Annotated in this window: 20 protein-coding genes and 2 pseudogenes; 11 read left to right on the top strand and 11 right to left on the bottom strand. The window is 69.7% G+C overall.

Going from position 1 to position 21,038, the window contains the following annotated elements; genetic code table 11:
- Window positions 1-75 precede the first annotated feature (75 nt).
- The 3 genes and pseudogenes from ACYUED_RS09985 to ACYUED_RS09975 all read right to left on the bottom strand — a co-directional run bounded on the left by ACYUED_RS09985 (window position 76) and on the right by ACYUED_RS09975 (window position 4,221).
- The gene (locus ACYUED_RS09985) at window positions 76-1,074 is read right to left on the bottom strand and encodes a CopD family protein (protein ID WP_491291912.1); all 999 of its coding nucleotides are present in this window, start codon (window positions 1,072-1,074) and stop codon (window positions 76-78) included.
- Between the two features lie 109 nt (window positions 1,075-1,183).
- Window positions 1,184-2,558: pseudogene (locus ACYUED_RS09980) on the bottom strand (CoA transferase).
- Window positions 2,559-2,691: 133 nt separating this feature from the next.
- Entirely contained in the window at window positions 2,692-4,221 is a 1,530-nt protein-coding gene (locus ACYUED_RS09975) for a S8 family serine peptidase (protein WP_491291911.1), read from the bottom strand.
- A 252-nt stretch (window positions 4,222-4,473) separates the two neighbouring features.
- Between ACYUED_RS09975 and ACYUED_RS09970 the strand changes: the two genes are divergently transcribed.
- The 3 genes from ACYUED_RS09970 to moaA all read left to right on the top strand — a co-directional run bounded on the left by ACYUED_RS09970 (window position 4,474) and on the right by moaA (window position 7,617).
- A complete protein-coding gene (locus tag ACYUED_RS09970; protein WP_491291910.1) occupies window positions 4,474-4,830 on the top strand; it encodes a DUF485 domain-containing protein in 357 nt (118 codons plus the stop codon).
- The gene (locus tag ACYUED_RS09965) at window positions 4,827-6,452 is read left to right on the top strand and encodes a monocarboxylic acid transporter (RefSeq protein ID WP_491291909.1); all 1,626 of its coding nucleotides are present in this window, start codon (window positions 4,827-4,829) and stop codon (window positions 6,450-6,452) included. The genes ACYUED_RS09970 and ACYUED_RS09965 overlap by 4 nt, the downstream gene beginning before the upstream one ends.
- A gap of 175 nt (window positions 6,453-6,627) precedes the next feature.
- On the top strand, window positions 6,628-7,617 hold the full coding sequence (moaA, locus tag ACYUED_RS09960) for a GTP 3',8-cyclase MoaA (protein WP_491291908.1): 990 nt from the start codon (window positions 6,628-6,630) through the stop codon (window positions 7,615-7,617).
- 211 nt (window positions 7,618-7,828) lie between these two features.
- Here moaA and ACYUED_RS09955 read toward each other — a convergent pair whose 3' ends face one another.
- A complete protein-coding gene (locus tag ACYUED_RS09955; protein ID WP_491291907.1) occupies window positions 7,829-8,047 on the bottom strand; it encodes a hypothetical protein in 219 nt (72 codons plus the stop codon).
- Between the two features lie 223 nt (window positions 8,048-8,270).
- The gene (locus ACYUED_RS09950; protein ID WP_491294199.1) at window positions 8,271-8,669 is read right to left on the bottom strand and encodes a DUF3099 domain-containing protein; all 399 of its coding nucleotides are present in this window, start codon (window positions 8,667-8,669) and stop codon (window positions 8,271-8,273) included.
- 244 nt (window positions 8,670-8,913) lie between these two features.
- On the opposite strand from ACYUED_RS09950, the gene ACYUED_RS09945 reads away from it, so the two are divergent.
- Window positions 8,914-9,192, top strand: coding sequence for a GlsB/YeaQ/YmgE family stress response membrane protein (locus tag ACYUED_RS09945; RefSeq protein WP_491291906.1), 279 nt, complete (start codon window positions 8,914-8,916; stop codon window positions 9,190-9,192).
- A 62-nt stretch (window positions 9,193-9,254) separates the two neighbouring features.
- Here ACYUED_RS09945 and tyrS read toward each other — a convergent pair whose 3' ends face one another.
- The 4 genes and pseudogenes from tyrS to ACYUED_RS09925 all read right to left on the bottom strand — a co-directional run bounded on the left by tyrS (window position 9,255) and on the right by ACYUED_RS09925 (window position 13,664).
- Window positions 9,255-10,523, bottom strand: coding sequence for a tyrosine--tRNA ligase (gene tyrS / locus ACYUED_RS09940; protein ID WP_491291905.1), 1,269 nt, complete (start codon window positions 10,521-10,523; stop codon window positions 9,255-9,257).
- Between the two features lie 56 nt (window positions 10,524-10,579).
- Window positions 10,580-11,974: a metallopeptidase TldD-related protein gene (locus tag ACYUED_RS09935; protein WP_491291904.1), complete on the bottom strand. Its 1,395-nt coding sequence runs from the start codon at window positions 11,972-11,974 to the stop codon at window positions 10,580-10,582.
- A gap of 82 nt (window positions 11,975-12,056) precedes the next feature.
- Window positions 12,057-12,323: pseudogene (locus ACYUED_RS09930) on the bottom strand (metallopeptidase TldD-related protein); the annotation flags it as partial.
- Window positions 12,324-13,478: 1,155 nt separating this feature from the next.
- Window positions 13,479-13,664, bottom strand: a complete 186-nt coding sequence (locus ACYUED_RS09925; protein ID WP_491291903.1) for a DUF3099 domain-containing protein — start codon at window positions 13,662-13,664, stop codon at window positions 13,479-13,481.
- 20 nt (window positions 13,665-13,684) lie between these two features.
- Between ACYUED_RS09925 and ACYUED_RS09920 the strand changes: the two genes are divergently transcribed.
- Together ACYUED_RS09920 and ACYUED_RS09915 are read left to right on the top strand one after the other, a co-directional pair.
- The gene (locus ACYUED_RS09920) at window positions 13,685-13,936 is read left to right on the top strand and encodes a helix-turn-helix transcriptional regulator (RefSeq protein WP_491291902.1); all 252 of its coding nucleotides are present in this window, start codon (window positions 13,685-13,687) and stop codon (window positions 13,934-13,936) included.
- Window positions 13,937-14,015: 79 nt separating this feature from the next.
- Window positions 14,016-14,786: a hypothetical protein gene (locus tag ACYUED_RS09915; RefSeq protein ID WP_491291901.1), complete on the top strand. Its 771-nt coding sequence runs from the start codon at window positions 14,016-14,018 to the stop codon at window positions 14,784-14,786.
- A gap of 146 nt (window positions 14,787-14,932) precedes the next feature.
- On the opposite strand, the gene ACYUED_RS09910 is transcribed toward ACYUED_RS09915, so the two are convergent.
- Complete coding sequence (locus tag ACYUED_RS09910) at window positions 14,933-16,459, bottom strand: TldD/PmbA family protein (RefSeq protein ID WP_491291900.1); 1,527 nt, start codon at window positions 16,457-16,459, stop codon at window positions 14,933-14,935.
- Between the two features lie 251 nt (window positions 16,460-16,710).
- Here ACYUED_RS09910 and fabG point away from each other — a divergent pair, with 251 nt between their 5' ends.
- The 3 genes from fabG to ACYUED_RS09895 all read left to right on the top strand — a co-directional run bounded on the left by fabG (window position 16,711) and on the right by ACYUED_RS09895 (window position 18,722).
- Window positions 16,711-17,415: a 3-oxoacyl-[acyl-carrier-protein] reductase gene (gene fabG, locus ACYUED_RS09905; protein ID WP_491291899.1), complete on the top strand. Its 705-nt coding sequence runs from the start codon at window positions 16,711-16,713 to the stop codon at window positions 17,413-17,415.
- Window positions 17,416-17,420: 5 nt separating this feature from the next.
- On the top strand, window positions 17,421-18,188 hold the full coding sequence (fabI, locus tag ACYUED_RS09900) for an enoyl-ACP reductase FabI (protein WP_266678621.1): 768 nt from the start codon (window positions 17,421-17,423) through the stop codon (window positions 18,186-18,188).
- A gap of 186 nt (window positions 18,189-18,374) precedes the next feature.
- Window positions 18,375-18,722 (top strand): hypothetical protein, encoded by a 348-nt coding sequence (locus tag ACYUED_RS09895; protein ID WP_491291898.1) that lies wholly within the window; start codon window positions 18,375-18,377, stop codon window positions 18,720-18,722.
- Here the strand turns inward: ACYUED_RS09895 and ACYUED_RS09890 are convergent.
- Complete coding sequence (locus tag ACYUED_RS09890) at window positions 18,703-19,392, bottom strand: FadR/GntR family transcriptional regulator (protein WP_491291897.1); 690 nt, start codon at window positions 19,390-19,392, stop codon at window positions 18,703-18,705. The two genes, ACYUED_RS09895 and ACYUED_RS09890, sit on opposite strands and share 20 nt — an antisense overlap.
- Before the next feature lie 82 nt (window positions 19,393-19,474).
- Here ACYUED_RS09890 and ACYUED_RS09885 point away from each other — a divergent pair, with 82 nt between their 5' ends.
- Window positions 19,475-20,761, top strand: coding sequence for a CynX/NimT family MFS transporter (locus ACYUED_RS09885; protein ID WP_491291896.1), 1,287 nt, complete (start codon window positions 19,475-19,477; stop codon window positions 20,759-20,761).
- A 53-nt stretch (window positions 20,762-20,814) separates the two neighbouring features.
- Complete coding sequence (locus tag ACYUED_RS09880; protein WP_097262240.1) at window positions 20,815-20,931, top strand: SGM_5486 family transporter-associated protein; 117 nt, start codon at window positions 20,815-20,817, stop codon at window positions 20,929-20,931.
- Window positions 20,932-21,038 lie beyond the last annotated feature (107 nt).

Below are 21,038 nucleotides of genomic sequence, written 5' to 3'. Positions count from 1 at the left end.
CCACCATCCACGCCCCACTGACGTTCACCTTCCGGGCGTCGGACCGGCATCCATCGTCCGGGCATCCGCCGGCGTTCACCATCTGATGGGCAGTGGCAGCGCCGTCAGCAGCCCCGACACCACGACCACCACCCCCAGGGCGACGACCTCGGCGCGCGCGGGGCCGCAGGCGGCCAGTGGATCGGGGGCACGGCGCAGCCGGACCCGCGCCCACAGAGCGAGCACGGCGACGGCGGCCACGAGGATCACCTTGGCGAGCAGGGTGCGCCCGTACGCCGTCGTCGTCAGCTGGTCGAGGATCGTGTGGGGCGGCATGCGGCGCAGCGAACTCCACACCCCGGTCGCGGTGATGAGGGCGAGCAGAACGGCCGCCACGCGCGCGTAGAGCCCCAGCAGGGCAGGGCCCGCCGCCGAAGGCCCCCACCGGCGCAGCGTGCGCAGGACGTGCAGCAGACCGCCCGCCCACAGCGTCGCGCACGTCAGGTGAACCAGCGTCAGCCCCGCCCCGGGCAACGGTCCGTGCTCGGTCGCGGGATGCGCCCGCAGCGCCTCCGCCACGACCACCGCGGCCAGCGGCCACGCCTGGGTCGCCGGCCGGCCCGAGAGGGCACACAGGCCGGCCGCGAGGAAGCCGTTGACCTCGACGAGCGCGAGCCTGCCGTCCCGTGAGTCGGACAGGCCGCCCACGTCGATCTCGGAGAGGCCGTGCGGCACCAGGTTGCCCGTGGCCACCACCGAGGCCAGCCCCAGGGCGGCGACGAAACCGGCGGCGGCCGTGTACGGCGCCCAGCTGCGGGGCGCGTCCGCGGGGGCGCCGGGCAGCGAACGGGCCAGACGGTTCACGAAGAGCTCGCCCACCGGGACGCACAGCGCGGCGAACAGCACCGCCCGCAGCAGCGCGATGCCGCCGGCGCCGGGTGCCGCGGCCTCCCCGGTGCCGTGCAGCGTGGCGGACCGGCCGAGCAGCGGTATCAGCGTCGCCAGCGCCACCAGGACGAGCACGGCGAAGGCCCGGCCGACACCGGGACGCCGTACCGGCCCGCTCGCGTCGGCCGCCCCGGCCTGTCGTCTCATCAAGGTCACCTCAAGATCTTCACCAGCCGTCACAGAACCGGGCAAGTGAAGGCGAACAACTGGCGGTGCGGCATTCCGCCCATGGGTACGTTTTCGGTCGCCCCCGGACTCAGAGCCACCGCGCGGGATCCGTACCCCAGCGCACCGGCGGCCGCGCCCAGTCGACGGGCCCGCCCGCGAAGGACACCGGCGGCAGCGCGTACCGCAGCCGGCCCAGCGCGCTGTCCGTCCCGGCGAGCCAGGGCCCGGGCCCGTCGTACGCCTCGTCCCCGGCGGCACCGGCCCCGATGCCGTGCACGAGCCACTGAGCCGTCCGCGCCAGCGCCAGCCGGACGAACCGGCTCCCGCCCTCGTACGACTGCTCGGTCAGCGCTCGCAGCACCGCGGCCGCGAGCAGATAACCCGTGCCGTGGTCGAGAGCCTGCGCGGGCAGCGCACCCGGCTGCTCCCCGGAGCCTTCGGTGGCGGCGATCCCCGAGGCCACCTGCACCAGGCTGTCGAAACCACGCCGGTCGCCCCACGGCCCGTACGCGCCCCAGGCGGACACCTGCGCGACGACGATCCCCGGGCGCCGCTCGGCCAGCGCCTGCGCCGACAGCCCGAACCGGTCGAGGGCGCCCGGCCGGTACCCGGTGACGACGACGTCGGCCTTGGCGAGCAGATCCTCGAAGATGCCCCGGTCCGCCGCCAGGTCGAGGGTCGCCGACCGCTTCCCGAACCCGGTGTCGGCGTGCTGGTCGGGCAGTTCGGGCAGCTGCGGCGCATCGAGGCGCAGTACGTCCGCGCCCAGCAGGGCGAGTGTGCGGGTGGCGACCGGGCCCGCGAGGACCCGGGTCAGGTCCAGGACGCGCAGCCCGGCGGCGGGCAGCAGGGGAGAACCGTCGACGGGCGTGAGCACGCGCGCGGGCGCGGAGTCGAGCCGCTCGCGCTCCACCAGCGGTCGCGCGGACACGGCGGCCGCCTGCTCGTGCGCGGCCCACTCCTTGGGCGTCCGCAGGGCCACGGCCAGACCTCCGGCGGCGTACACGGCCTCCTCGACGTCGACCGCGGACCGCTCGGAGAGGGCCGCCCCGACGGCGCCCACGTCCTCGGACGACACCCCCACCACGTCCAGCAGCCGGGCCCGGTGGTGCGGATAGTTCGCGTGCGTCCGCACCCACCCGTCCGCCGTCCGCCAGAACCGCGACAACGGCGAAGCTGACCGGCGCCCGCCCGTCGACCAGCAGGATCCGCTCACTGTGGAAGGCCGCGGCGGCGGCCCCGTCGTCCACCACCACCCCCGGCACCTCCGCAGGCCCGCCCCGCCGCGCCCCCAGCTCCGCAGCAGCCAACGCACACGCTCCGACACACCCCCGCGCCAGCTCCCGCACCGGAAGCCGCGCTTCGAGCGCTCCCCGGCGCACGACGACGGCGACTCGTGAGGCGAGGACGGGATCTCCGCCCAGCGCCGACCACGCCGACTTGATGCTGTTGATGTCAGTCATGACAACACTACGCAGTATTGATTTGATCAATATGATGGCCGACGGCACCGGGCCCGACCCCGGCCGACGCCGACCGTTGTCACGTGGAAGGGCCGGACGGGGTGGGCGGCCCTTCACCTCGTTCGCGCAGGTCCTACTTCACCGCGCGCAGCGCGTTGACGATGCCGAAGCCGTAGAAGCCGTTGACCCGCTCGCCGCCCACGCAGGTGGCGTCGACGACACCGTCGCCGTTGCCGTCGTACGGGCCGGTCGGGCAGCCCGGGTTGTCGGCCTGCGCCTTGAGGAGCGCCTGCAGGCGGGCCGGTGACGCGTGCGGGTGCGTCGACTTGAGCAGCGCGGCCACAGCCGCGACGTGCGGCGAGGCCATCGACGTGCCCTGGAGGTATCCGTACTGGTTGTTCGGCAGAGTCGACAGGATGCGGCCGTTCTTCGACGGGGTGTCCGCCGCCTTGTACTTGTCACCGCCCGGCGCCGCGACGTCGATGACGCCGTCACCGTAGCTGGAGTAGTACGACTTGGCGCTGGTGACGCCCGTCGCGCTCACCGTGACGACACCCGGCAGCTGCGTCGGCACGTCGAAGCACTCGTGCGGGTCGACCGTGCGGGTCGCCGGGGTCGAGTCGTCGGGGCTGGAGGCGTCGGTGAGGGCGTTCGAATCGAGGTCGTCATTGGAGTTGCCCGCCGAGGCGACATTGAGCGTTCCCTTGCGCTGCGCGTACAGCTGGGCCCTGTTGACCGAATCAACGATGGCACGTTGATCGGGGTCGTCCATGCAGTTGTACAGCCACGGGTCAACGTAATAGCTGTTGTTGGTGACTTCGACGCCGTGATCGGCGGCGAACACGAAGGCGCACACGACGCTCTCCGGGAAGAACAGCGAGTTCGCGTCCGGCTGCGCCACGGTGATGCTCGCGACCTTCACGCCGGGTGCGACACCCGCGACGCCTATGCCGTTGCGGGCCGCGGCGATCTCGCCGGCCACGTGCGTGCCGTGGTAGTGGTTGCCGTCGTTCACCGGCCGCCAGGAGCCGTACGTGGTGTCCGCCTTGCCGCTCGCACAGTTCGCGGACTGCGAGGCGGAGAAGTTGGGCGCGATGTCCGGGTGGGTGTCGTCCACACCGGTGTCGATGACGGCAACGGTCACCTTCTCGCTGCCCGGGTCGATCAGGGCGGCCTTGTCGGCGCCGATCGCCCTGAGGTCCCACTGGTCGGCCTCGAGCGGTTCCTGGCCGGTCGCCGAACTCCTGGCGACCGTCGCGGCCTCGGCCCCGGAGAGGTACTGGACCGCTCCCTCGTCCGTCGTCCCCGCGGCGGTCACCGGCGACGTACGCGAGGCACCCGCCGACTGGACGCCTCGCACCGTGCGTATCCGGCGTGCGAAGTCGGGGTTCGTGGAATGGGCGACGAGCACGCCGATCCTGTCGTACGCCGCGACGACGCTGCCACCGGCGGCGGTGATCGCCTTCTTGACCGACTCGATCGTGTGACGGTCCGTCCTGGTGTTGACGAGATACGCGAAATTCTCCGCGTCGGCCGACGGGGCCGTGGACTGCGCGCGCGGGGCGGTCTGCGCGGCCGCCGGCAGGAAGCCGAGCGAGGCGGTCAGCGACAGCACGACCGGCACCGCGAGGGCGAGCCGACGTCTGGAACGCAGATGAGCCATGGGATCTCCACATCATCCGGAAACGAAACCGCCCGAGACACGGTGGCGCTCGGGCAGGTGCATGACGGGTCGTGCAGGCAGAAGTTATCCCCGGAAGCCGCTGGTCAGCAATGAGTTCCCCAAGGCGAGTTCGGAAACTGGTCAAGCGAGTTGAACCCGCCCACGCGTGGCGCCGTGACCTTGGACAGGGAGCACTAGGACACTCGCCCCCGATCCCCGTAACACACCGCATCCGCAACTCGAGGAGACTCCGTGGCCACCGAGACACCTCCCCCCTCGAAAACCCAAGCCCGGCTCCCGTCCAGCGAGGAGTTCGTCGCGGAGCAGGAGAGTGCGGAGTTCGGTGAACTGCGCCGCTCCCACCGCTCCTTCGCCTTCCCGCTGACCGTCGCCTTCATCGCCTGGTACCTGCTCTACGTCCTGCTGTCGAACTACGCGGACGATTTCATGGGCACCCAGCTGTTCGGCAACATCAACGTCGCCCTGGTGCTCGGCCTCGCCCAGTTCCTCACCACGTTCCTCATCGCCTGGTGGTACGCGCGGTACTCCGCCGCGAAGCTCGACCCCAAGGCCGAGGCCATCAAGTCCCGTATGGAGGGCGACGCATGACCATCGCACAGCAGACCGTGCTCGCCGCCGGTGAGGCGAGCGAGCACCGGCCGCTGATCATCGGCCTGTTCTCGGTCTTCGTCCTCGCGACCCTCGTCATCACCGTGTGGGCGGGCCGCCAGACCAAGGACGCCGCCGACTTCTACGCCGGCGGACGGCAGTTCACCGCCTTCCAGAACGGCCTCGCGGTCTCCGGCGACTACATGTCCGCCGCGTCCTTCCTGGGCATCGCGGGCGCCATCGCCCTCTTCGGGTACGACGGCTTCCTGTACTCCATCGGCTTCCTGGTCGCCTGGCTGGTCGCCCTGCTCCTGGTCGCCGAACCGCTGCGCAACTCCGGCCGGTACACGATGGGCGACGTCCTCGCGTACCGGATGCGACAGCGCCCGGTCCGTACGGCGGCCGGCACCTCCACGATCGTCGTGTCGATCTTCTACCTGCTGGCCCAGATGGCGGGCGCCGGCGTTCTCGTCTCGTTGCTGCTCGGCATCACCAGCGACGCGGGCAAGATCGGCATCGTCGCCCTGGTCGGCGTCCTGATGATCGTGTACGTCACCATCGGCGGCATGAAGGGCACCACCTGGGTGCAGATGGTCAAGGCCGTCCTGCTGATCGCGGGCGCCCTGCTGCTCACCTTCCTGGTGCTGCTGAAGTTCAACTTCAACATCTCCGACCTGCTCGGCTCGGCCGCATCCAACAGCGGCAAGGGCACACCCTTCCTGGAGCCGGGCCTCAAGTACGGCGCGACCTCCACGACCAAGCTCGACTTCATCTCCCTGGGCATCGCCCTGGTCCTCGGCACCGCGGGCCTGCCGCACATCCTGATCCGCTTCTACACGGTGCCCACGGCCAAGGCCGCCCGTAAGTCCGTGAACTGGGCGATCGGCCTGATCGGCGCCTTCTACCTGATGACGCTCGCGCTGGGCTTCGGAGCCGCGGCCCTCATCAAGCCGGACGAGATCATCGCCTCCAACAAGGCGGGCAACACGGCCGCGCCCCTGCTGGCTCTCCATCTGGGCGGCGTCGACTCCAACTGGGGCGCCATCCTGCTCGCCTCCATCTCCGCGGTCGCCTTCGCCACGATCCTCGCGGTCGTCGCCGGCCTGACCCTGGCCTCGTCCTCGTCGTTCGCCCACGACATCTACGCGAACGTCATCAAGAAGGGCCAGGCCACCGAGAAGCAGGAACTGCGCTCGGCCCGCTGGGCGACGGTCGCCATCGGCGCCGTCTCGATCTGCCTCGGGGCCCTGGCCCGCGACCTGAACGTGGCGGGCCTCGTCGCCCTCGCCTTCGCGGTCGCCGCCTCCGCCAACCTGCCGACCATCCTCTACAGCCTCTTCTGGAAGCGGTTCACCACCTCCGGAGCCCTGTGGTCGATCTACGGCGGCCTGATCACAGCGGTCGGCCTCGTGCTGTTCTCGCCGGTGGTCTCCGGCAAGGAGACGTCGATGTTCCCCGACATCGACTTCCACTGGTTCCCGCTGGAGAACCCGGGCCTCATCTCGATCCCGGTCGGCTTCCTGCTGGGCGTCATCGGCACCTACCTGTCCAAGGAGCAGCCGAACACCGACAAGTACGCCGAACTGGAGGTCCGGTCCCTGACCGGCACGGGCGCCCACTGACAGCCCGCGCAGTCCGTCCCCCGAGCGACCGCGTCGTAGATCCCTACGACGCGGCCGCGTCGTACCTCGTGGGATCGGGCCGATGTCGTTGTCAGCGGTGTCACGTAGGCTCGCAGGTGACGGAAGACAACTGATCCGCGATCCACACTGATTCGCTACGAGGGAGGGGGCCCACGTGCTCATCGACACCTACGGCCGAGTGGCCACCGACCTGCGGGTCTCGCTGACCGACCGGTGCAATCTGCGATGTACGTACTGCATGCCCGAAGAGGGCCTGCAGTGGCTGGCCAAGCCCGATCTGCTCACCGACGACGAGATCGTCCGCCTGATCGACATCGCCGTGACCTCACTGGGCATCGAGGAGGTCCGCTTCACCGGCGGCGAACCCCTGCTGCGCCCGGGTCTGGTCGGCATCGTCGAGCGGGTCGCCGCTCTGCGCCCCCGCCCCCAGATGTCCCTGACGACGAACGGCATCGGCCTCAGGCGCACCGCGACCGCCCTGAAGGCGGCGGGCCTGGACCGGGTGAACGTCTCCCTCGACACCCTGCGCCCCGACGTCTTCAAGACCCTCACCCGCCGGGACCGGCACAAGGACGTCATCGACGGCCTGGAGGCCGCCCGCGCCGCGGGCCTGACCCCGGTCAAGGTCAACACCGTTCTGATGCCCGGCCTGAACGAGGACGAGGCCCCGGACCTGCTCGCCTGGGCGGTCGAGCACGACTACGAACTGCGCTTCATCGAGCAGATGCCCCTGGACGCCCAACACGGCTGGAAGCGCGAGGGCATGGTGACCGCGGGCGACATCCTCGCCTCGCTGCGCACCCGCTTCGAGTTGGCCCCCGAAGGCTCCCAGGAGCGCGGCTCGGCCCCCGCCGAGCGCTGGATCGTCGACGGCGGCCCGCACCGCGTCGGCGTCATCGCCTCCGTCACCCGCCCGTTCTGCGCGGCCTGCGACCGCACCCGCCTCACCGCCGACGGCCAGATACGCACCTGCCTGTTCGCGCAGGAGGAGACGGACCTGCGCGCCGCCCTGCGCTCCGACGCCCCGGACGAGGAGATCGCCCGCATCTGGCGACTGGCCATGTGGGGCAAGAAGGCGGGCGCGGGCCTGGACGACCCGTCCTTCGTCCAGCCGGACCGCCCGATGTCGGCGATCGGCGGTTAGCGCCCCGACAGGCAACGTTCGCCCCGTCGCGACGCCCGGCACGCCCCACTGCCTCAAGGGCGTGGGGACGTGCCCGACTCGCGGCACCGGGCACAGATCCAAGTACGTCAAGTACGAGGGCCCGCAACCGGTTTTCCCCCAGCCTCCGGCCCGGGGGCCCAGAGCACGCACCAACGCCGCTCCTCAATGGGCGAACGTCGCCTGCCGGGGCCTAGGAACCCTCGGGCGCTTCCCAGTCGTCGAGCTTCACGACGTCCTTCAGGAGGCCCCGCACTCCGAGGAACTGCGACAGATGTTCCCGGTGCCCCTCACACGCCAGCCAGGTCTTGCGCCGCTCCGGAGTATGGATCTTCGGGTTGTTCCACGCGAGCACCCACACGGCGTCGGTACGGCAGCCCTTGGCGGAGCAGATCGGGGTCTCGTCACTCACGGATTCGTCTCACAGGCGGGCCGGAAGGGCGCTGAACAAGGCGACGCCGAGCAGCCACGGGGGGAGCTGCCCGGCGTCGGTCTGTCGCTCCGACGGGGGATGCGGAGCGCGTACGAAGTATGTCACGGGGAACCTGCCGCCCGGCACTGGAACAGCATGATTGATCTGAGCTTTCTTGAGCTTGGCGCGGAGTCGACTGCCGTCCGCGACGCTGCCGCAGCGCTCACGCGCGATCGTGCGGTTCGCTTCGTGCACCCGGTGCGGGCTCGGCCGCGACATCTTCCGGGTTCGGTTCCGCGAAACCGTCGTTCGTCCCCTGCGGCGCGATCATCGGACGCATCGGGGCGCTCACGAACGTCGACGGAAGCGATGGCGCGTTCTCCCGCCCCGCGTTCGCGATCACGACGGCGATGTAGGGAAGAGCCGCCCCGAGCACCAACGCCACGATCGCGACGTGCCGTTCGACGTTCCACAGCGTGGCCGCGAGGATCACCGCCACCGTTCGGATCGACATCGAGATGATGTAGCGGCGCTGCCGCCCGCGAACGTCCTCGTCCAGGCTCGTCCGTGCGCCGGTGATCCGGAACACCTGGCCGTTGGCACCGCCATGCAGCTTCCGCATCACATTCCACCATCCGCCCGCATCGGACACTCCCCGTCCCCGTGCCCGGTGCATCCCCGTCGGGAGACGACACCCGGACATCTCCACGGTACGCCGCGCCTGCGCCGCCTACGAGACCGGGTCACCTCCCGCCTAGGCGGACGACCTCAGCCCTGGCACGTACGGCCGTGGCCGACATGCGTCGTACGGCGCACGGCCCGACACTGGGAGTAATGCTCACGTCGAGCCGTACGAGGAGGCAGCCATGGGCTGGTTGTGGGCGATCATCGTGGGATTCGTGCTGGGCCTGATCGCCAAGGCGATCATCCCCGGCAAGCAGCACAGCCCCCTCTGGCTGACCACCATCTGCGGCATGCTCGGCGCCATCGCCGGCAACGCCATCGCACGTGCGTTCGGCGTCGAATCGACCCGGGGCATCGACTGGAGCCGGCACGCGTTCCAGCTCGTCGCCGCGATCATCATCGTCTTCCTCGTCGACATGGCGTACATGGCGACGATCGGCAAGAGAAAGCAGACGGCCTGAGGGCAGGCACGACGAAGGGGACGGACATCCCATGCGAGAAAGTCCGCCCCCTTCGTGTGTGCCTAGGCTCCGGTGACCTCGACCGCGGCCAGGTTCTTCTTGCCCCGGCGCAGCACCAGCCACCGCCCGTGCAACAGATCCTCCTTGGCCGGCACGGCGTCCTCCGCGGCGACCTTCACGTTGTTCACGTAGGCGCCGCCCTCCTTCACGGTCCGGCGCGCGGCGGACTTGCTGGCCACCAGGCCGACCTCGGCCAGGAGGTCCACGACGAGCCCCAGCTCGGCGACCTGGATGTGCGGCACCTCGGAGAGGGACGCGGTCAGGGTCTTCTCGTCGAGGTCCGCCAGCTCGCCCTGCCCGAACAGGGCCCTGGACGCGGCGGTCACGGCGGCCGTCTGGCCGGCGCCGTGCACCAGCGTCGTCAGCTCCTCGGCCAGCGCACGCTGAGCGGCGCGGGCCTGCGGACGCTCCTGGGTCTGCTTCTCCAGCTCCTCGATCTCCTCGCGGGAGCGGAAGCTGAAGATACGCAGGAACTTGGAGACGTCCCGGTCGTCCGCGTTCAGCCAGAACTGGTAGAAGGCGTACGGCGTGGTCATCTCGGGGTCGAGCCAGACCGTGCCGGACTCCGTCTTGCCGAACTTGGTGCCGTCGGCCTTGGTGATCAGCGGCGTGCCCAGCGCGTGCACCACCGCCTCCGGCTCGACCTTGTGGATCAGGTCGGTGCCCGAGGTGAGGTTGCCCCACTGGTCGCTGCCGCCGGTCTGCAGCGTGCAGCCGTACCGCCGGTACAGCTCCAGGTAGTCCATGCCCTGCAGGATCTGGTAGCTGAACTCCGTGTAGCTGATGCCCTCCTGGGACTCCAGGCGCCGGGCGACGGCCTCCTTCGCGATCATCTTGTTCACGCGGAAGTGCTTGCCGACGTCCCGCAGGAACTCGATGGCCGACATGCCCTGGGTCCAGTCCAGGTTGTTGACCATGACCGCCGCGTTCGGGCCCTCGAAGTCCAGCAGCGGGGCGATCTGGCCACGCAGCCGCTCGACCCACTGGGCGACGACCTCGGGGGCGTTGAGCGTGCGCTCGGAGTTCGGCTTCGGGTCACCGATCAGGCCGGTGGCACCCCCGACCAGGCCCAGCGGAGGGTTTCCCGCCTGCTGGATCCGGCGCATCGTCAGGATCTGCACGAGATTGCCGAGGTGCAGGCTGGGCGCGGTCGGGTCGAAGCCGCAATAGAACGTGACAGGACCGTCCGCGAACGCCTTGCGCAATGCGTCCTCGTCAGTGGAGAGGGCGATCAGCCCACGCCACTTCAGTTCGTCGACGATGTCCGTCACGGTTCTCGTATCTCCTTGTTGATCATCGGGCAGCCGGGCGACTACCGGCTACGAGGTTATACGCCCTGACTGACAGAGCTCATATTGAAGTCCGGCACCCGCAGCGCGGGCATCGCAGCCCTAGTGAACCAGTCGCTCCACTCCCTCGGCAGCGTCTTTTCCGTGCGTCCCGCCTCCGTGGCCCGCCCCAGCACGTCGATCGGCGACTCGTTGAACCGGAAGTTGTTCACCTCGCCCGTCACCTCGCCGTTCTCGACGAGGTACACGCCGTCCCTGGTCAGGCCGGTCAGCAGCAGCGTCGCCGGATCCACCTCGCGGATGTACCACAGGCACGTCAGCAGCAGACCGCGCTCGGTCCCCGCGAGCATCTCGTCCAGGGAGCGGTCGTCGCCCCCGGTCAGGACGAGGTTGTCGATGGCCGGGGCGACGGGCAGCCCGGTCAGGCCCGCGCTGTGCCGGGTGGTCGTCAGGTGCCGGAGCTCGCCCTCGCGGACCCAGTCGGTCGCCGCGAGCGGCAGGCCGTTGTCGAAGACCGACTGGTCGCCGCCGGAGGAGTGCGCGATCACGAAGGGAGCCGACTCCAGTCCCGGCTCGTTCGGGTCGCTGCGCAGGGTCAGCGGCAGCTCGCTGAGCCTGTCGCCCACGCGCGTGCCGCCACCCGGCCTGGAGAACACCGTGCGGCCCTCGACCGCGTCCCGGCCCGAGGCCGACCACAGCTGATAGATCAGCAGGTCCGCGACGGCGGTCGGCGGCAGCAGCGTCTCGTAGCGCCCCGCCGGCAGCTCGACACGTCGCTCGGCCCAGCCCAGGCGCACGGCGAGCTCCGCGTCCAGCGCCGCCGGGTCGACGTCCTTGAAGTCCCGCGTGGAGCGGCCCGCCCACGCCGAGCGCGTACGGTCCGGCGACTTGGCGTTCAGCTCCAGCGTCCCGTTGGGCTGGTCGTGACGCAGGCGCAGACCCGTCGACGTACCGACGTAGCTCGACACGAGCTCGTGGTTGGCGAAGCCGTACAGCTCCCGACCGCCCGCACGCGCGCGTGCGAAGGCCTCGCCGAGCGCCGGGGCGAAGTCGGCGAACACGGCGGAGGTCGTCTCCGCGGGCGCGTCCGTGAAGTCCGGCGCCTGCGTCACGCCCGTGACCAGCGGCTGCGCGTCCTCCGCGGGCCCGGCGGCGCGCGCGGCGGCCTCGGCGGCCCGGACCAGCGGCTCCAGCTCGTCCACGGTCACGGCCGAGCGCGAGACGACACCCGAGGCGGTGCCCTCCTTGCCGTCGACGGTCGCGATGACGGTGAGCGTGCGCCCGCGCGTGACACCGTTCGTCGTGAGCGTGTTGCCCGCCCAGCGCAGGTTGGCGGTCGAGCGCTCGTCGGCGATCACGACGCAGCCATCGGCGGCGGACAGCTCCAGGGCCCGCTCGACGATGTCGTGCGGCTTGTTGGTGCGGGCACTCATCGACCGGCCTCCTGTGTGGTGTTGAGACTGTGCTTTCCCGGGGGGTAACCCCCGGACCCCCGGCCGATCCTGGACTCGACGCTCATCGACCGGCCTCCTGCGTGGTGTTGAGGAGGTTGACGCCCTTGAAGAGCGCGGAGGGGCAGCCGTGCGACACGGCGGCGACCTGGCCCGGCTGGGCCTTGCCGCAGTTGAAGGCGCCGCCGAGGACGTAGGTCTGCGGGCCGCCCACCGCGGCCATCGAGCCCCAGAAGTCGGTGGTCGTCGCCTGGTACGCGACGTCCCGCAGCTGCCCGGTGATCCGCCCGTTCTCGACCCTGAAGAACCGCTGCCCCGTGAACTGGAAGTTCTCCGCAGGGTCAGGGGGCATACCCCTCTGATCGGCGTTTGTGCAGGTCAGGCGGTTATTCACGGTCTACCCTCAATCCCTGTTCATGCGGGTTGAAACCGGACGTTACGGGGGTCTGGTGATGACTTGGTGTCGACCTTCGGGTCCGCCTGGGGAAGCGCCGAGATGGACCACTGGAAGCGGCACTGCGGATCAATGCAGAGACTACCCATCGGGTGCTTGGCGTGGCGCAGTGTTTCTCGCCAGAGCGAGAGCGAGGCTTGCCCTGACCAGGGAAGTTCGACCGGTCATGCTCGGATCTGCGAGTACCGTGTAGCTACACGAACCCGCTCCAGAGTGACCTGAGTGCGGTATATTTCTTCCTGTCGAATCGGGGTGGGTCCGATTGCAGCCATCCCGTACAACACTGAAGGGCCCGATCCGGGCAGCACCCCGAATCAAGCCCTCCAGCGCAGTTCACAAGCCCGGTCGCCTAGGTGTCGACCGGGCTTTGTGCGTTGCAGCCCTGGTCGCGACCGTACTCGTGTGTGGGGCTGCTAGCGCACAAATTGCCCCACAGTGGCGATGACCGCCACGACGAGTCCTGCTACGGCTAGGTAAACCTGCCACTTATCGGCATTGCTCCACCTTCCCGTGCGGGACTTCGCATCGCCTTCATCACTCACTGTTCCTCCTCGTTCCTCAGGAGCCCCGTTGACGATCCGTCAGCGAGGTTCCCGCGGGACGCGGAGCGCGCCCCCCCGCGGACCCCACCGACGGACCGTCAGCGGCGTCCTCGGGGGATGCGGAGCGCGTACGAAGTATGTCACGGGTAGCTCATCGCCCGGCACCGGAACAACATGATTGATCTGAGCTTTTCTTGAGCTAGCGCGGCAGGTGACCTGCGATTTCGGCGGGTCCTCTGGTCAAGTGAGGCCTCTGCGCGAGCCCGTCCGAGAGGGCTGCTGGGGTGTCATGAAGGCGGTGAATTCGACGTGTGGACACACCTTCGGCGCTGCCTATTTGCGCACGTCGTTGATGCCGTTGCCTGGGGATGCGCGACCGTGCAAGACGGTGGGCGGCGGGAGGCGTGTGGCTGCGCCAACCCCGCGGTAGCGGAGCCACTTTCAGTCGCCGCCGACCTCTTCACTGCCCCACGCAGGGACAGCTTCCACGTTACGCCGCGCCTGCGACGTGCCGTTCGACGTTCCACAGTGAGGCCGCGACAATCACAGACGCCGTGCGGATCGACATCGAGATGACGTACCGGCGCTGGCGGCCGCGCACGTCCTCGTCGGGGCTCGCCCGAGCCCCGGTGATCCGGAACACGTGGTTGTTGCCGCCGTCATGCTGCTTCCGCATCACATTCCACCGTCGCCTGCATGGATGCGTGTCTCTCGCCGTACGCTCGAATCATGAGTGCCGACATTGGCAAACGGCTTCAGGAAGTACGAAAGCGGCGTGGCCTGACGCAACGTCAGCTAGCGAGTGAGTCCGGCGTATCCCTGTCCTTGATCAGGAAGCTGGAGCAGGGAGAGCGGGCCGACACGCGACTGGAGACCGCTCGCCAGCTGGCACAGGCGCTCCGGGTACCGACTACGAACCTCATCGCCGGCGGCGCCAGGGGCTGGTGATCGCTGGGAGGCTGTCCGGAGTGCGCTCGTGGCTCCTGTGCGGGCGGATGGGGTGGCCGAAGAGCCGACCGTGACAGGCGTGCAAGAAGCCCTGGAGTCGGCGCTCCCGCTCTTTTCTGGTGATCGTTTCGCAGAGTTGAGTGTGATCCTTCCGTCCTTGCTGCGGGATGCTGATCTCATCGCCGAGAGCGGTCCCGAGGGGCGTGCAGTGCGTGTGCGGCTGTCGCAGCTAACGGGCTGGCTGCTCACCCAGACGAGACAGTTCGATGCGGCGGACGTCGCCTTGTCCCGGTCCCTGGAGGAGTCCTCGGACCGGCTTCAGGCGGCGGCGACAATTAGCACACAGTGCTGGCTTCTGCTGAGGCGTGGTCGGCCGGCTGAGGCGCGGGAACTGGCGACCCGGTGGGCGGATGAGGTGGAGCCGCGCATCTGGCGTGCGACTCCAGCGGAGCTGAGCGCATGGGGCTGGTTGCTGCTGCGGGCCTCCGCTGCGGCGATCCGGGACAACCGGCCCGGAGAGGCCGAGGATGCCTTGCGCCACGCCAACTCGGCAGCGGTGGCGATGGGGCGGGAGTTCGCTCCGCGTGACGACTTCTTGCAGGCGTTCGGCCCGGTCACGGTGACCTTGAAGCGCGCCGAGAACGCAATGATCGTCGACAAGCCGGACTTGGTACTCAAGCTCTCGGCGCGCATCCCGACCGGCGGTATGCGGCCCACGTCCAACAACTCTTCGAGATCGCAGCGTGGGTGGGGCACCGGACCACGAGGACGACGGAGCTGGTCTACGGGCACCTCGTCCGCCGGGCCATGGACCGGGGCGCCCGCACCATGCACAACCGTCTGGGGCTGAAGCTGGAGCCCTTCAAGGGCCTGATCGTCCCGCCCTCGCTGACTCCCTCCGAGGACGATGTTGAGGACTGGGACGACGTGGCGTAGGGGGTTCGCTGTGATCGCGTGTCGACCTGGTGCAGACTTCGAGCCGGAACGACGGCCCTGTCAGGGGCGGCCTGACTCGTTCGCAGTGTTCAGGATGTTCACACTCCGAAACAGTGCAGACGGGCATCCGTGCGACACGGCAGCGACCTGCCCCGGTTGGGCCTTTCCGCAGTTGAAAGCCCCTCCGAGCACGTAAGTCTGGGGGCCTCCGACAGCTTCCATGGAGCCCCAGAACTGGGGGGTGACCCCCTGATATGCAAAGTCCCGGAGCTGCCCCTCAAGGCGGCCGTTCCGGATCATGTATGCCCTCTGTCCCGTGAACTGGAAGTTGTAGCGCTGCATGTCGATGGACCAGGACCGGTCCCCGACGACGTAGATCCCGCGGTCGACCCCGCCGATCAGGTCCTCGGTCGACATCCCGGCCGGATCCGGCTGCAGTGACACGTTGGCCATGCGCTGCACGGGCACATGCCCGGGGGAGTCGGCGAACGCACAGCCGTTGGAGCGCTCGAAGCCGGTCAGCTTCGCGATCCGCCGGTCCAGCTGGTAGCCGACCAGCGTGCCGTCCTTCACCAGGTCCCAGGACTGGCCCACCACGCCCTCGTCGTCGTAGCCGATGGTCGCGAGGCCGTGCTCGGCGGTGCGGTCACCGGTGACGTTCATCAGCTCGGAGCCGTAGCGCAGCTTGCCGAGCTGGTCGAAGGTGGCGAAGGAGGTGCCGGCGTAGGCGGCCTCGTAGCCGAGCGCGCGGTCCAGTTCGGTGGCGTGGCCGATGGACTCGTGGATGGTCAGCCACAGGTTGGACGGGTCGACGACCAGGTCGTACAGGCCCGCCTCGACGCTCGGCGCGCGCATCTTCTCGGCGAGCAGCTCCGGGATCTGCTCGAGTTCGCTCTCCCAGTCCCAACCGGTGCCGGTGAGGTACTCCCAGCCGCGTCCGACCGGCGGCGCGATCGTCCGCATCGAGTCGAACTCGCCGCTCGACTCGTCGACCGCCACCGCCGTCAGCTGCGGATGCAGCCGCACGCGCTGCTGCGTCGTCACGGTCCCCGCCGTGTCGGCGTAGAACTTGTTCTCGTGCACGGTGAGGAGCGAGGCGTCGACGTGGTTGACGCCGTTGGCGGCGAGCAGCCGTGAACTCCAGTCCGCCAGCAGCGCCGACTTCTCCTCGTCGGGCACGGAGAAGGGATCGATCTCGTACGACGAGATCCAGGTCCGGTCGGTGTGCACGGGCTCGTCGGCCAGCTCCACGCGCTCGTCCGAGCCGGCCGCCTTGATCACCTGGGCGGACAGTTTCGCCATCGCCACCGCCTGCGAGGCGACCTTGGCGGCCGCGTCGAGGCTCAGATCCACCCCCGAGGCGAAGCCCCAGGCACCGCCGTGCACGACGCGCACCGCGTACCCCAGATCGGTGGTGTCCGACGACCCGGCGAGCTTGGTGTCCCTGAGCCGCCAGGACGCGCTGCGCACCCGCTCGAACCGGAAGTCCGCGTGCTCGGCGCCCAGCGCACGCGCGCGTGCGAGCGCGGCGTCGGCGAGGGCGCGTAGGGGAAGTGCCCTGAAGGCTTCGTCGATGGTATGAGGCACCTGCGTCTCTTCCTGTTGGCATGACAGTGACCAGCGGTTGCTCCGATCATGTCGTGGCGACCGGTCGGCGGACCACACGTTTGCCGGTGCGGTCGGCACCTTTCTGTAGGGATCCGACAGCGAGTCCCCTAAGCCACTGTCGGTGCCCGATTGTCCGCGGGCGGCCCGGGCCCGATAGGTTTCCGAGGAAGCCGCCTGTCATCCAGGTGTTCGGGCGGGGGTATTCAGACCGCAATCGAAAGGGTGATCCGTTGAGCCGCTCGGTTCTCGTCACCGGAGGCAACCGGGGCATCGGCCTCGCCATCGCCCGCGCATTCGCCGACGCCGGCGACAAGGTCGCGATCACGTACCGCTCGGGTGAGCCGCCGGCGGGCTTCCTGGCCGTCAAGTGCGACATCACCGACACCGAGCAGGTGGAGCAGGCCTACAAGGAGATCGAGGCCGAGCACGGCCCCGTCGAGGTCCTCGTGGCCAATGCCGGCATCACCAAGGACCAGCTCCTGATGCGCATGTCCGAGGAGGACTTCACCTCGGTCATCGACACCAACCTCACCGGCACCTTCCGTGTGGTCAAGCGCGCCAACCGCGGCATGCTGCGCGCCAAGAAGGGCCGCGTCGTCCTCATCTCCTCGGTCGTCGGGCTGTTCGGCGGCCCCGGCCAGGCCAACTACGCCGCCTCCAAGGCCGCGCTCGTCGGCTTCGCGCGCTCCCTCGCCCGTGAACTCGGCTCACGCAACATCACGTTCAACGTCGTCGCGCCCGGCTTCGTCGACACCGACATGACCAAGGTGCTCACCGACGAGCAGCGTGAGGGCATCGTGAAGCAGGTGCCGCTCGGCCGCTACGCGCAGCCGGAGGAGGTGGCCGCGGCGGTGCGGTTCCTCGCCTCCGACGACGCCTCGTACATCACTGGAGCCGTCATCCCTGTTGACGGCGGACTGGGAATGGGTCACTGATCACCATGAGCGGAATTCTCGAGGGCAAGCGCGTCCTGATCAGCGGTGTGCTGATGGAGTCCTCCATCGCCTTCCACGCCGCCAAGCAGGCCCAGGAGCAGGGCGCCGAGATCATCCTGACCGCGTTCCCGCGGCCCACGCTGACCGAGCGCATCGCCAAGAAGCTGCCGAAGCCCACCAAGGTCATCGAGCTCGACGTGACGAACGACGAGCACCTCGGCCGTCTGGCCGACGTCGTCGGTGAGGAGCTGGGCGGCCTCGACGGCGTCGTCCACTCCATCGGCTTCGCGCCGCAGGACGCGCTCGGCGGCAACTTCCTGAACACGCCGTTCGAGTCGGTCGCCACCGCCATGCACGTCTCGGCGTACTCCCTGAAGTCGCTGACCATGGCCTGCCTGCCGCTGATGCAGAACGGCGGCTCGGTCGTCGGCCTCACCTTCGACGCGCAGTACGCCTGGCCCCAGTACGACTGGATGGGCCCGGCCAAGGCCGCCCTGGAGGCCACCAGCCGCTACATCGCGCGCGACCTGGGCAAGCAGAACATCCGCTGCAACCTCATCTCCGCGGGCCCGCTCGGCTCCATGGCGGCCAAGTCCATCCCGGGCTTCAGCGACCTGGCCGCCGTCTGGGACGAGCGTTCCCCGCTGGAGTGGGACCTCAAGGACCCGGAGCCGGCCGGCAAGGGCATCGTCGCCCTGCTGAGCGACTGGTTCCCGAAGACCACGGGCGAGATCATCCACGTGGACGGCGGTCTGCACGCCATCGGCGCGTGATCGCTGCCGCTGCGGCTGCCGTTACGGTCTGACCTGCGATCCAGGGCGCGCGTCCTGCCGGGCGCGCGCCCTGGGCGTATCACCCGTTCGGCCTATCCGGCCGGGCGGGTCCGGGCTCAACTGCGCACTCTGGATTACGTGTTCAGCACGTGATTCCCTCCCCAGCACGGCCGAGGAGGTCTCCTTGTGCGCCTGTTCCGCAGTCTGGCCTCAGTGACCGTCGCCGTCGCTCTCGTGATGTTCCTGCCGTGCGAGGCTCTTCCCCACGCGCGCGTGCAGCCCGGGAAACCCCCCTCCCCGCAGCCCTTCGGCGCGGCGTGCCGCACCAGGATCACCGGCTCCCATGTGACCGTGTACTGCCACAACCCGTATCCGCAGACCGACGGCGTCAGCCTGCATGTCGAGTGCGCCCGGTGGTGGGACCTCGACACCGACGGCGCCCGGGTCGACACCGGGCCGGCCATGACCGTACGGCTCACCGGACGGTGCTGGGAGGAAGTCCGCTCGGTGTGGATCAGTCACCAGAAACGGTGAACCGTCCGGGACGGCACAGGAACGGATAACTCGCCGCCTCGACGCCGGCCGCCTCGGCGTCGCCCGCGCGGATCGCGTCGACCAGCCGGGTGTGGTCCATGTACGTCTCCGGTGTCAGCTTCGCGCCGACGTCCTCGCGCAGCCAGTCCCGCAGCACCTCGCCGAGGTCCGCGTACATCGCGCTCATCACGTCGTTGTGGGACGCCGCCACCACCGCCAGGTGGAAGGTCGCGTCCGCCGTCACGAACGCCTCCGTCTCCCCGGATTCCCAGGCCTCCTCGCGCCGCAGGAGCAGCGTGTCGAGCTGCTTGAGGTCCTTCTCCGTGCGCCGCCCGGCGGCCAGCCTCGCGGCCGCCGACTCCAGCGTGGAGCGCAGCTCGGCGATGTGCCGCGGGTCCGCGTCGGCGAAGCGGCGGTGCATCACACCCGCCAGCTCACTGGTCGCCGCGACATAGGTGCCGGAGCCCTGGCGGATGTCCAGCAGGCCGTTGTGCGCGAGCGCGCGGACGGCCTCACGGACCGTGTTCCGTGCGACGCCGAGCTGCTCGACCAGCTCCGGCTCCGTCGGGATGCGTGAGCCGACCGGCCACTCGCCCGAGGTGATCTGGTGCCGCAGCGCCGCGATGACCTGCTCGGACAGTGCGGAACGGCGGGGGTGACTCAGGGGCATGGCACACCTTCGCACGCGATGGCCGGGAGCGGCCGACCCGGAAGTGGACAACCAATCATCCCATGATTCTATGATGGGTGTCATGGCAAGCCAGGAAACCAGGACGACGACATCCGAGGCCGTGCGCAGTGCGGCCGCGGACGAGCTCCAGCGACCCGCCACGCGCGCGTGGACGATGCGACTGCTCGTGATCGGCATCGTCCTGTCGGCGCTCAACCTCCGCCCCGCCATCACCAGCCTCGGCGCGCTCCTCGAAGAGGTTCGCGACGGGCTCGGTATGAGCGGCAGCGTGGCCGGACTGCTCACCTCCGTGCCCCCGCTCTGTTTCGCCGTCTTCGGCGTGATGGCCGCGCGCCTCGCCCGCCGTTTCGGACCCGGTGCGGTGGTGTGCGCGGGCATGGTCGCCATCACCGCGGGCCTGCTCATACGGCCGTACACGGGCAGCACGGCCGGCTTCCTGGCCGCGAGCGCACTCGCCCTCATGGGCATCGCGGTCAGCAACGTCCTGATGCCGGTCATCGTCAAGCGCTGGTTCCCGGACCGGGTCGGCTCCATGACCGGCCTCTACTCCATGGCCCTCGCCCTGGGCACGGCGGCCGCGGCGGCGGTGACCGTGCCCCTGACGAACGCGCTGGGCGGAAGCTGGAAGTCGGGGCTCGCGGTGTGGGCGGCTCTCGCCATGACGGCGGTGGTGCCGTGGATCCCGTTCGTACGGCAGCGAGGAGCGGAGCCCGCCGAGCAGCCGGCCGGACCGCAGGAGCACGCGCGCGTGGAGGCACCCGCGCTGCGGATCACCCGGAGCCGCACCGCCTGGGCGCTGGCCGTCTTCTTCGGGCTCCAGGCCACCGCCGCCTACATCACGATGGGCTGGATGGCGCAGATCTTCCGGGACGCGGGCGTGCCCGCGGGCACGGCGGGGCTGCTGCTCGCCGTCACCATGGTGATGGGCGTGCCGCTGGCCTTCGTCATCCCGCGGGTCGCCGCCAGGCTGCCGCACCAGGGGCCGATCGTGATCGCGCTGGGCGCCTGCGGACTCGCCGGCTACGTCGGCCTGTATCTCGCACCGGCCGCCGGGGCCTGGGCCTGGGCGCTGCTGCTCGGCATCGCCAACTGCGCCTTCCCGCTCGCCCTCACGATGGTCGGCATGCGGGCCAGGACCGGCGCGGGCGTCGCCCGGCTGTCGGCCTTCGCGCAGAGCACCGGCTATCTGATCTCCATCCCCGGCCCCCTCCTGGTGGGCGTGCTCTACCAGCACAGCGGCGGCTGGGGTCTGCCGATCGCGCTCATGGCCGCGCTGATGATCCCGCAGATGCTGGTCGGCGTCCTGGCGGGGCGCAATCGCACCGTGGAGGACGAGGCGGCCCGCTGACCCCGATGCCCCCCGCGCGAACCGTGGCGGGCGCGTGGTGCGAGACTTGCCGTATGCCAGTGCTCGACCCGAATCCCCAGAACGGCCAGAAGAAGATGCTGCTCGTCTTCGGCTCGTTCCTCGCCATCTTCGTGATCATCGCCGTCATCGCGACGATCGCCTCGCCGTGACGATCGCCTCGCCGTGACGATCGCCTCGCAGTGACGCCCCGGGAAGGGAACCGGTAGCGGGACCCGGTAGCGGGACCCCATGGTGGTGCTAGCCCCACCATCCCCTA

It is taken from the genome of Streptomyces sp. DF42 (assembly GCF_058267695.1).
The sequence above is the reverse complement of the archived record's forward strand: the minus strand, read 5'-3'. Positions and strand labels throughout refer to the sequence as shown.

Bases quoted from the DNA above. Each gene is read 5' to 3' on its own strand.
- ACYUED_RS09985 (WP_491291912.1), bottom strand. From the start codon at position 1,074: ATGAGACGACAGGCCGGGGCGGCCGACGCGAGCGGGCCGGTACGGCGT.
- ACYUED_RS09975 (WP_491291911.1), bottom strand. From the start codon at position 4,221: ATGGCTCATCTGCGTTCCAGACGTCGGCTCGCCCTCGCGGTGCCGGTC.
- ACYUED_RS09965 (WP_491291909.1), top strand. From the start codon at position 4,827: ATGACCATCGCACAGCAGACCGTGCTCGCCGCCGGTGAGGCGAGCGAG.
- ACYUED_RS09950 (WP_491294199.1), bottom strand. From the start codon at position 8,669: ATGCGGAAGCTGCATGGCGGTGCCAACGGCCAGGTGTTCCGGATCACC.
- ACYUED_RS09945 (WP_491291906.1), top strand. From the start codon at position 8,914: ATGGGCTGGTTGTGGGCGATCATCGTGGGATTCGTGCTGGGCCTGATC.
- ACYUED_RS09935 (WP_491291904.1), bottom strand. From the start codon at position 11,974: ATGAGTGCCCGCACCAACAAGCCGCACGACATCGTCGAGCGGGCCCTG.
- ACYUED_RS09925 (WP_491291903.1), bottom strand. From the start codon at position 13,664: ATGCGGAAGCAGCATGACGGCGGCAACAACCACGTGTTCCGGATCACC.
- ACYUED_RS09920 (WP_491291902.1), top strand. From the start codon at position 13,685: ATGGATGCGTGTCTCTCGCCGTACGCTCGAATCATGAGTGCCGACATT.
- fabI (WP_266678621.1), top strand. From the start codon at position 17,421: ATGAGCGGAATTCTCGAGGGCAAGCGCGTCCTGATCAGCGGTGTGCTG.
- ACYUED_RS09890 (WP_491291897.1), bottom strand. From the start codon at position 19,392: ATGCCCCTGAGTCACCCCCGCCGTTCCGCACTGTCCGAGCAGGTCATC.
- ACYUED_RS09885 (WP_491291896.1), top strand. From the start codon at position 19,475: ATGGCAAGCCAGGAAACCAGGACGACGACATCCGAGGCCGTGCGCAGT.
- ACYUED_RS09880 (WP_097262240.1), top strand. From the start codon at position 20,815: ATGCCAGTGCTCGACCCGAATCCCCAGAACGGCCAGAAGAAGATGCTG.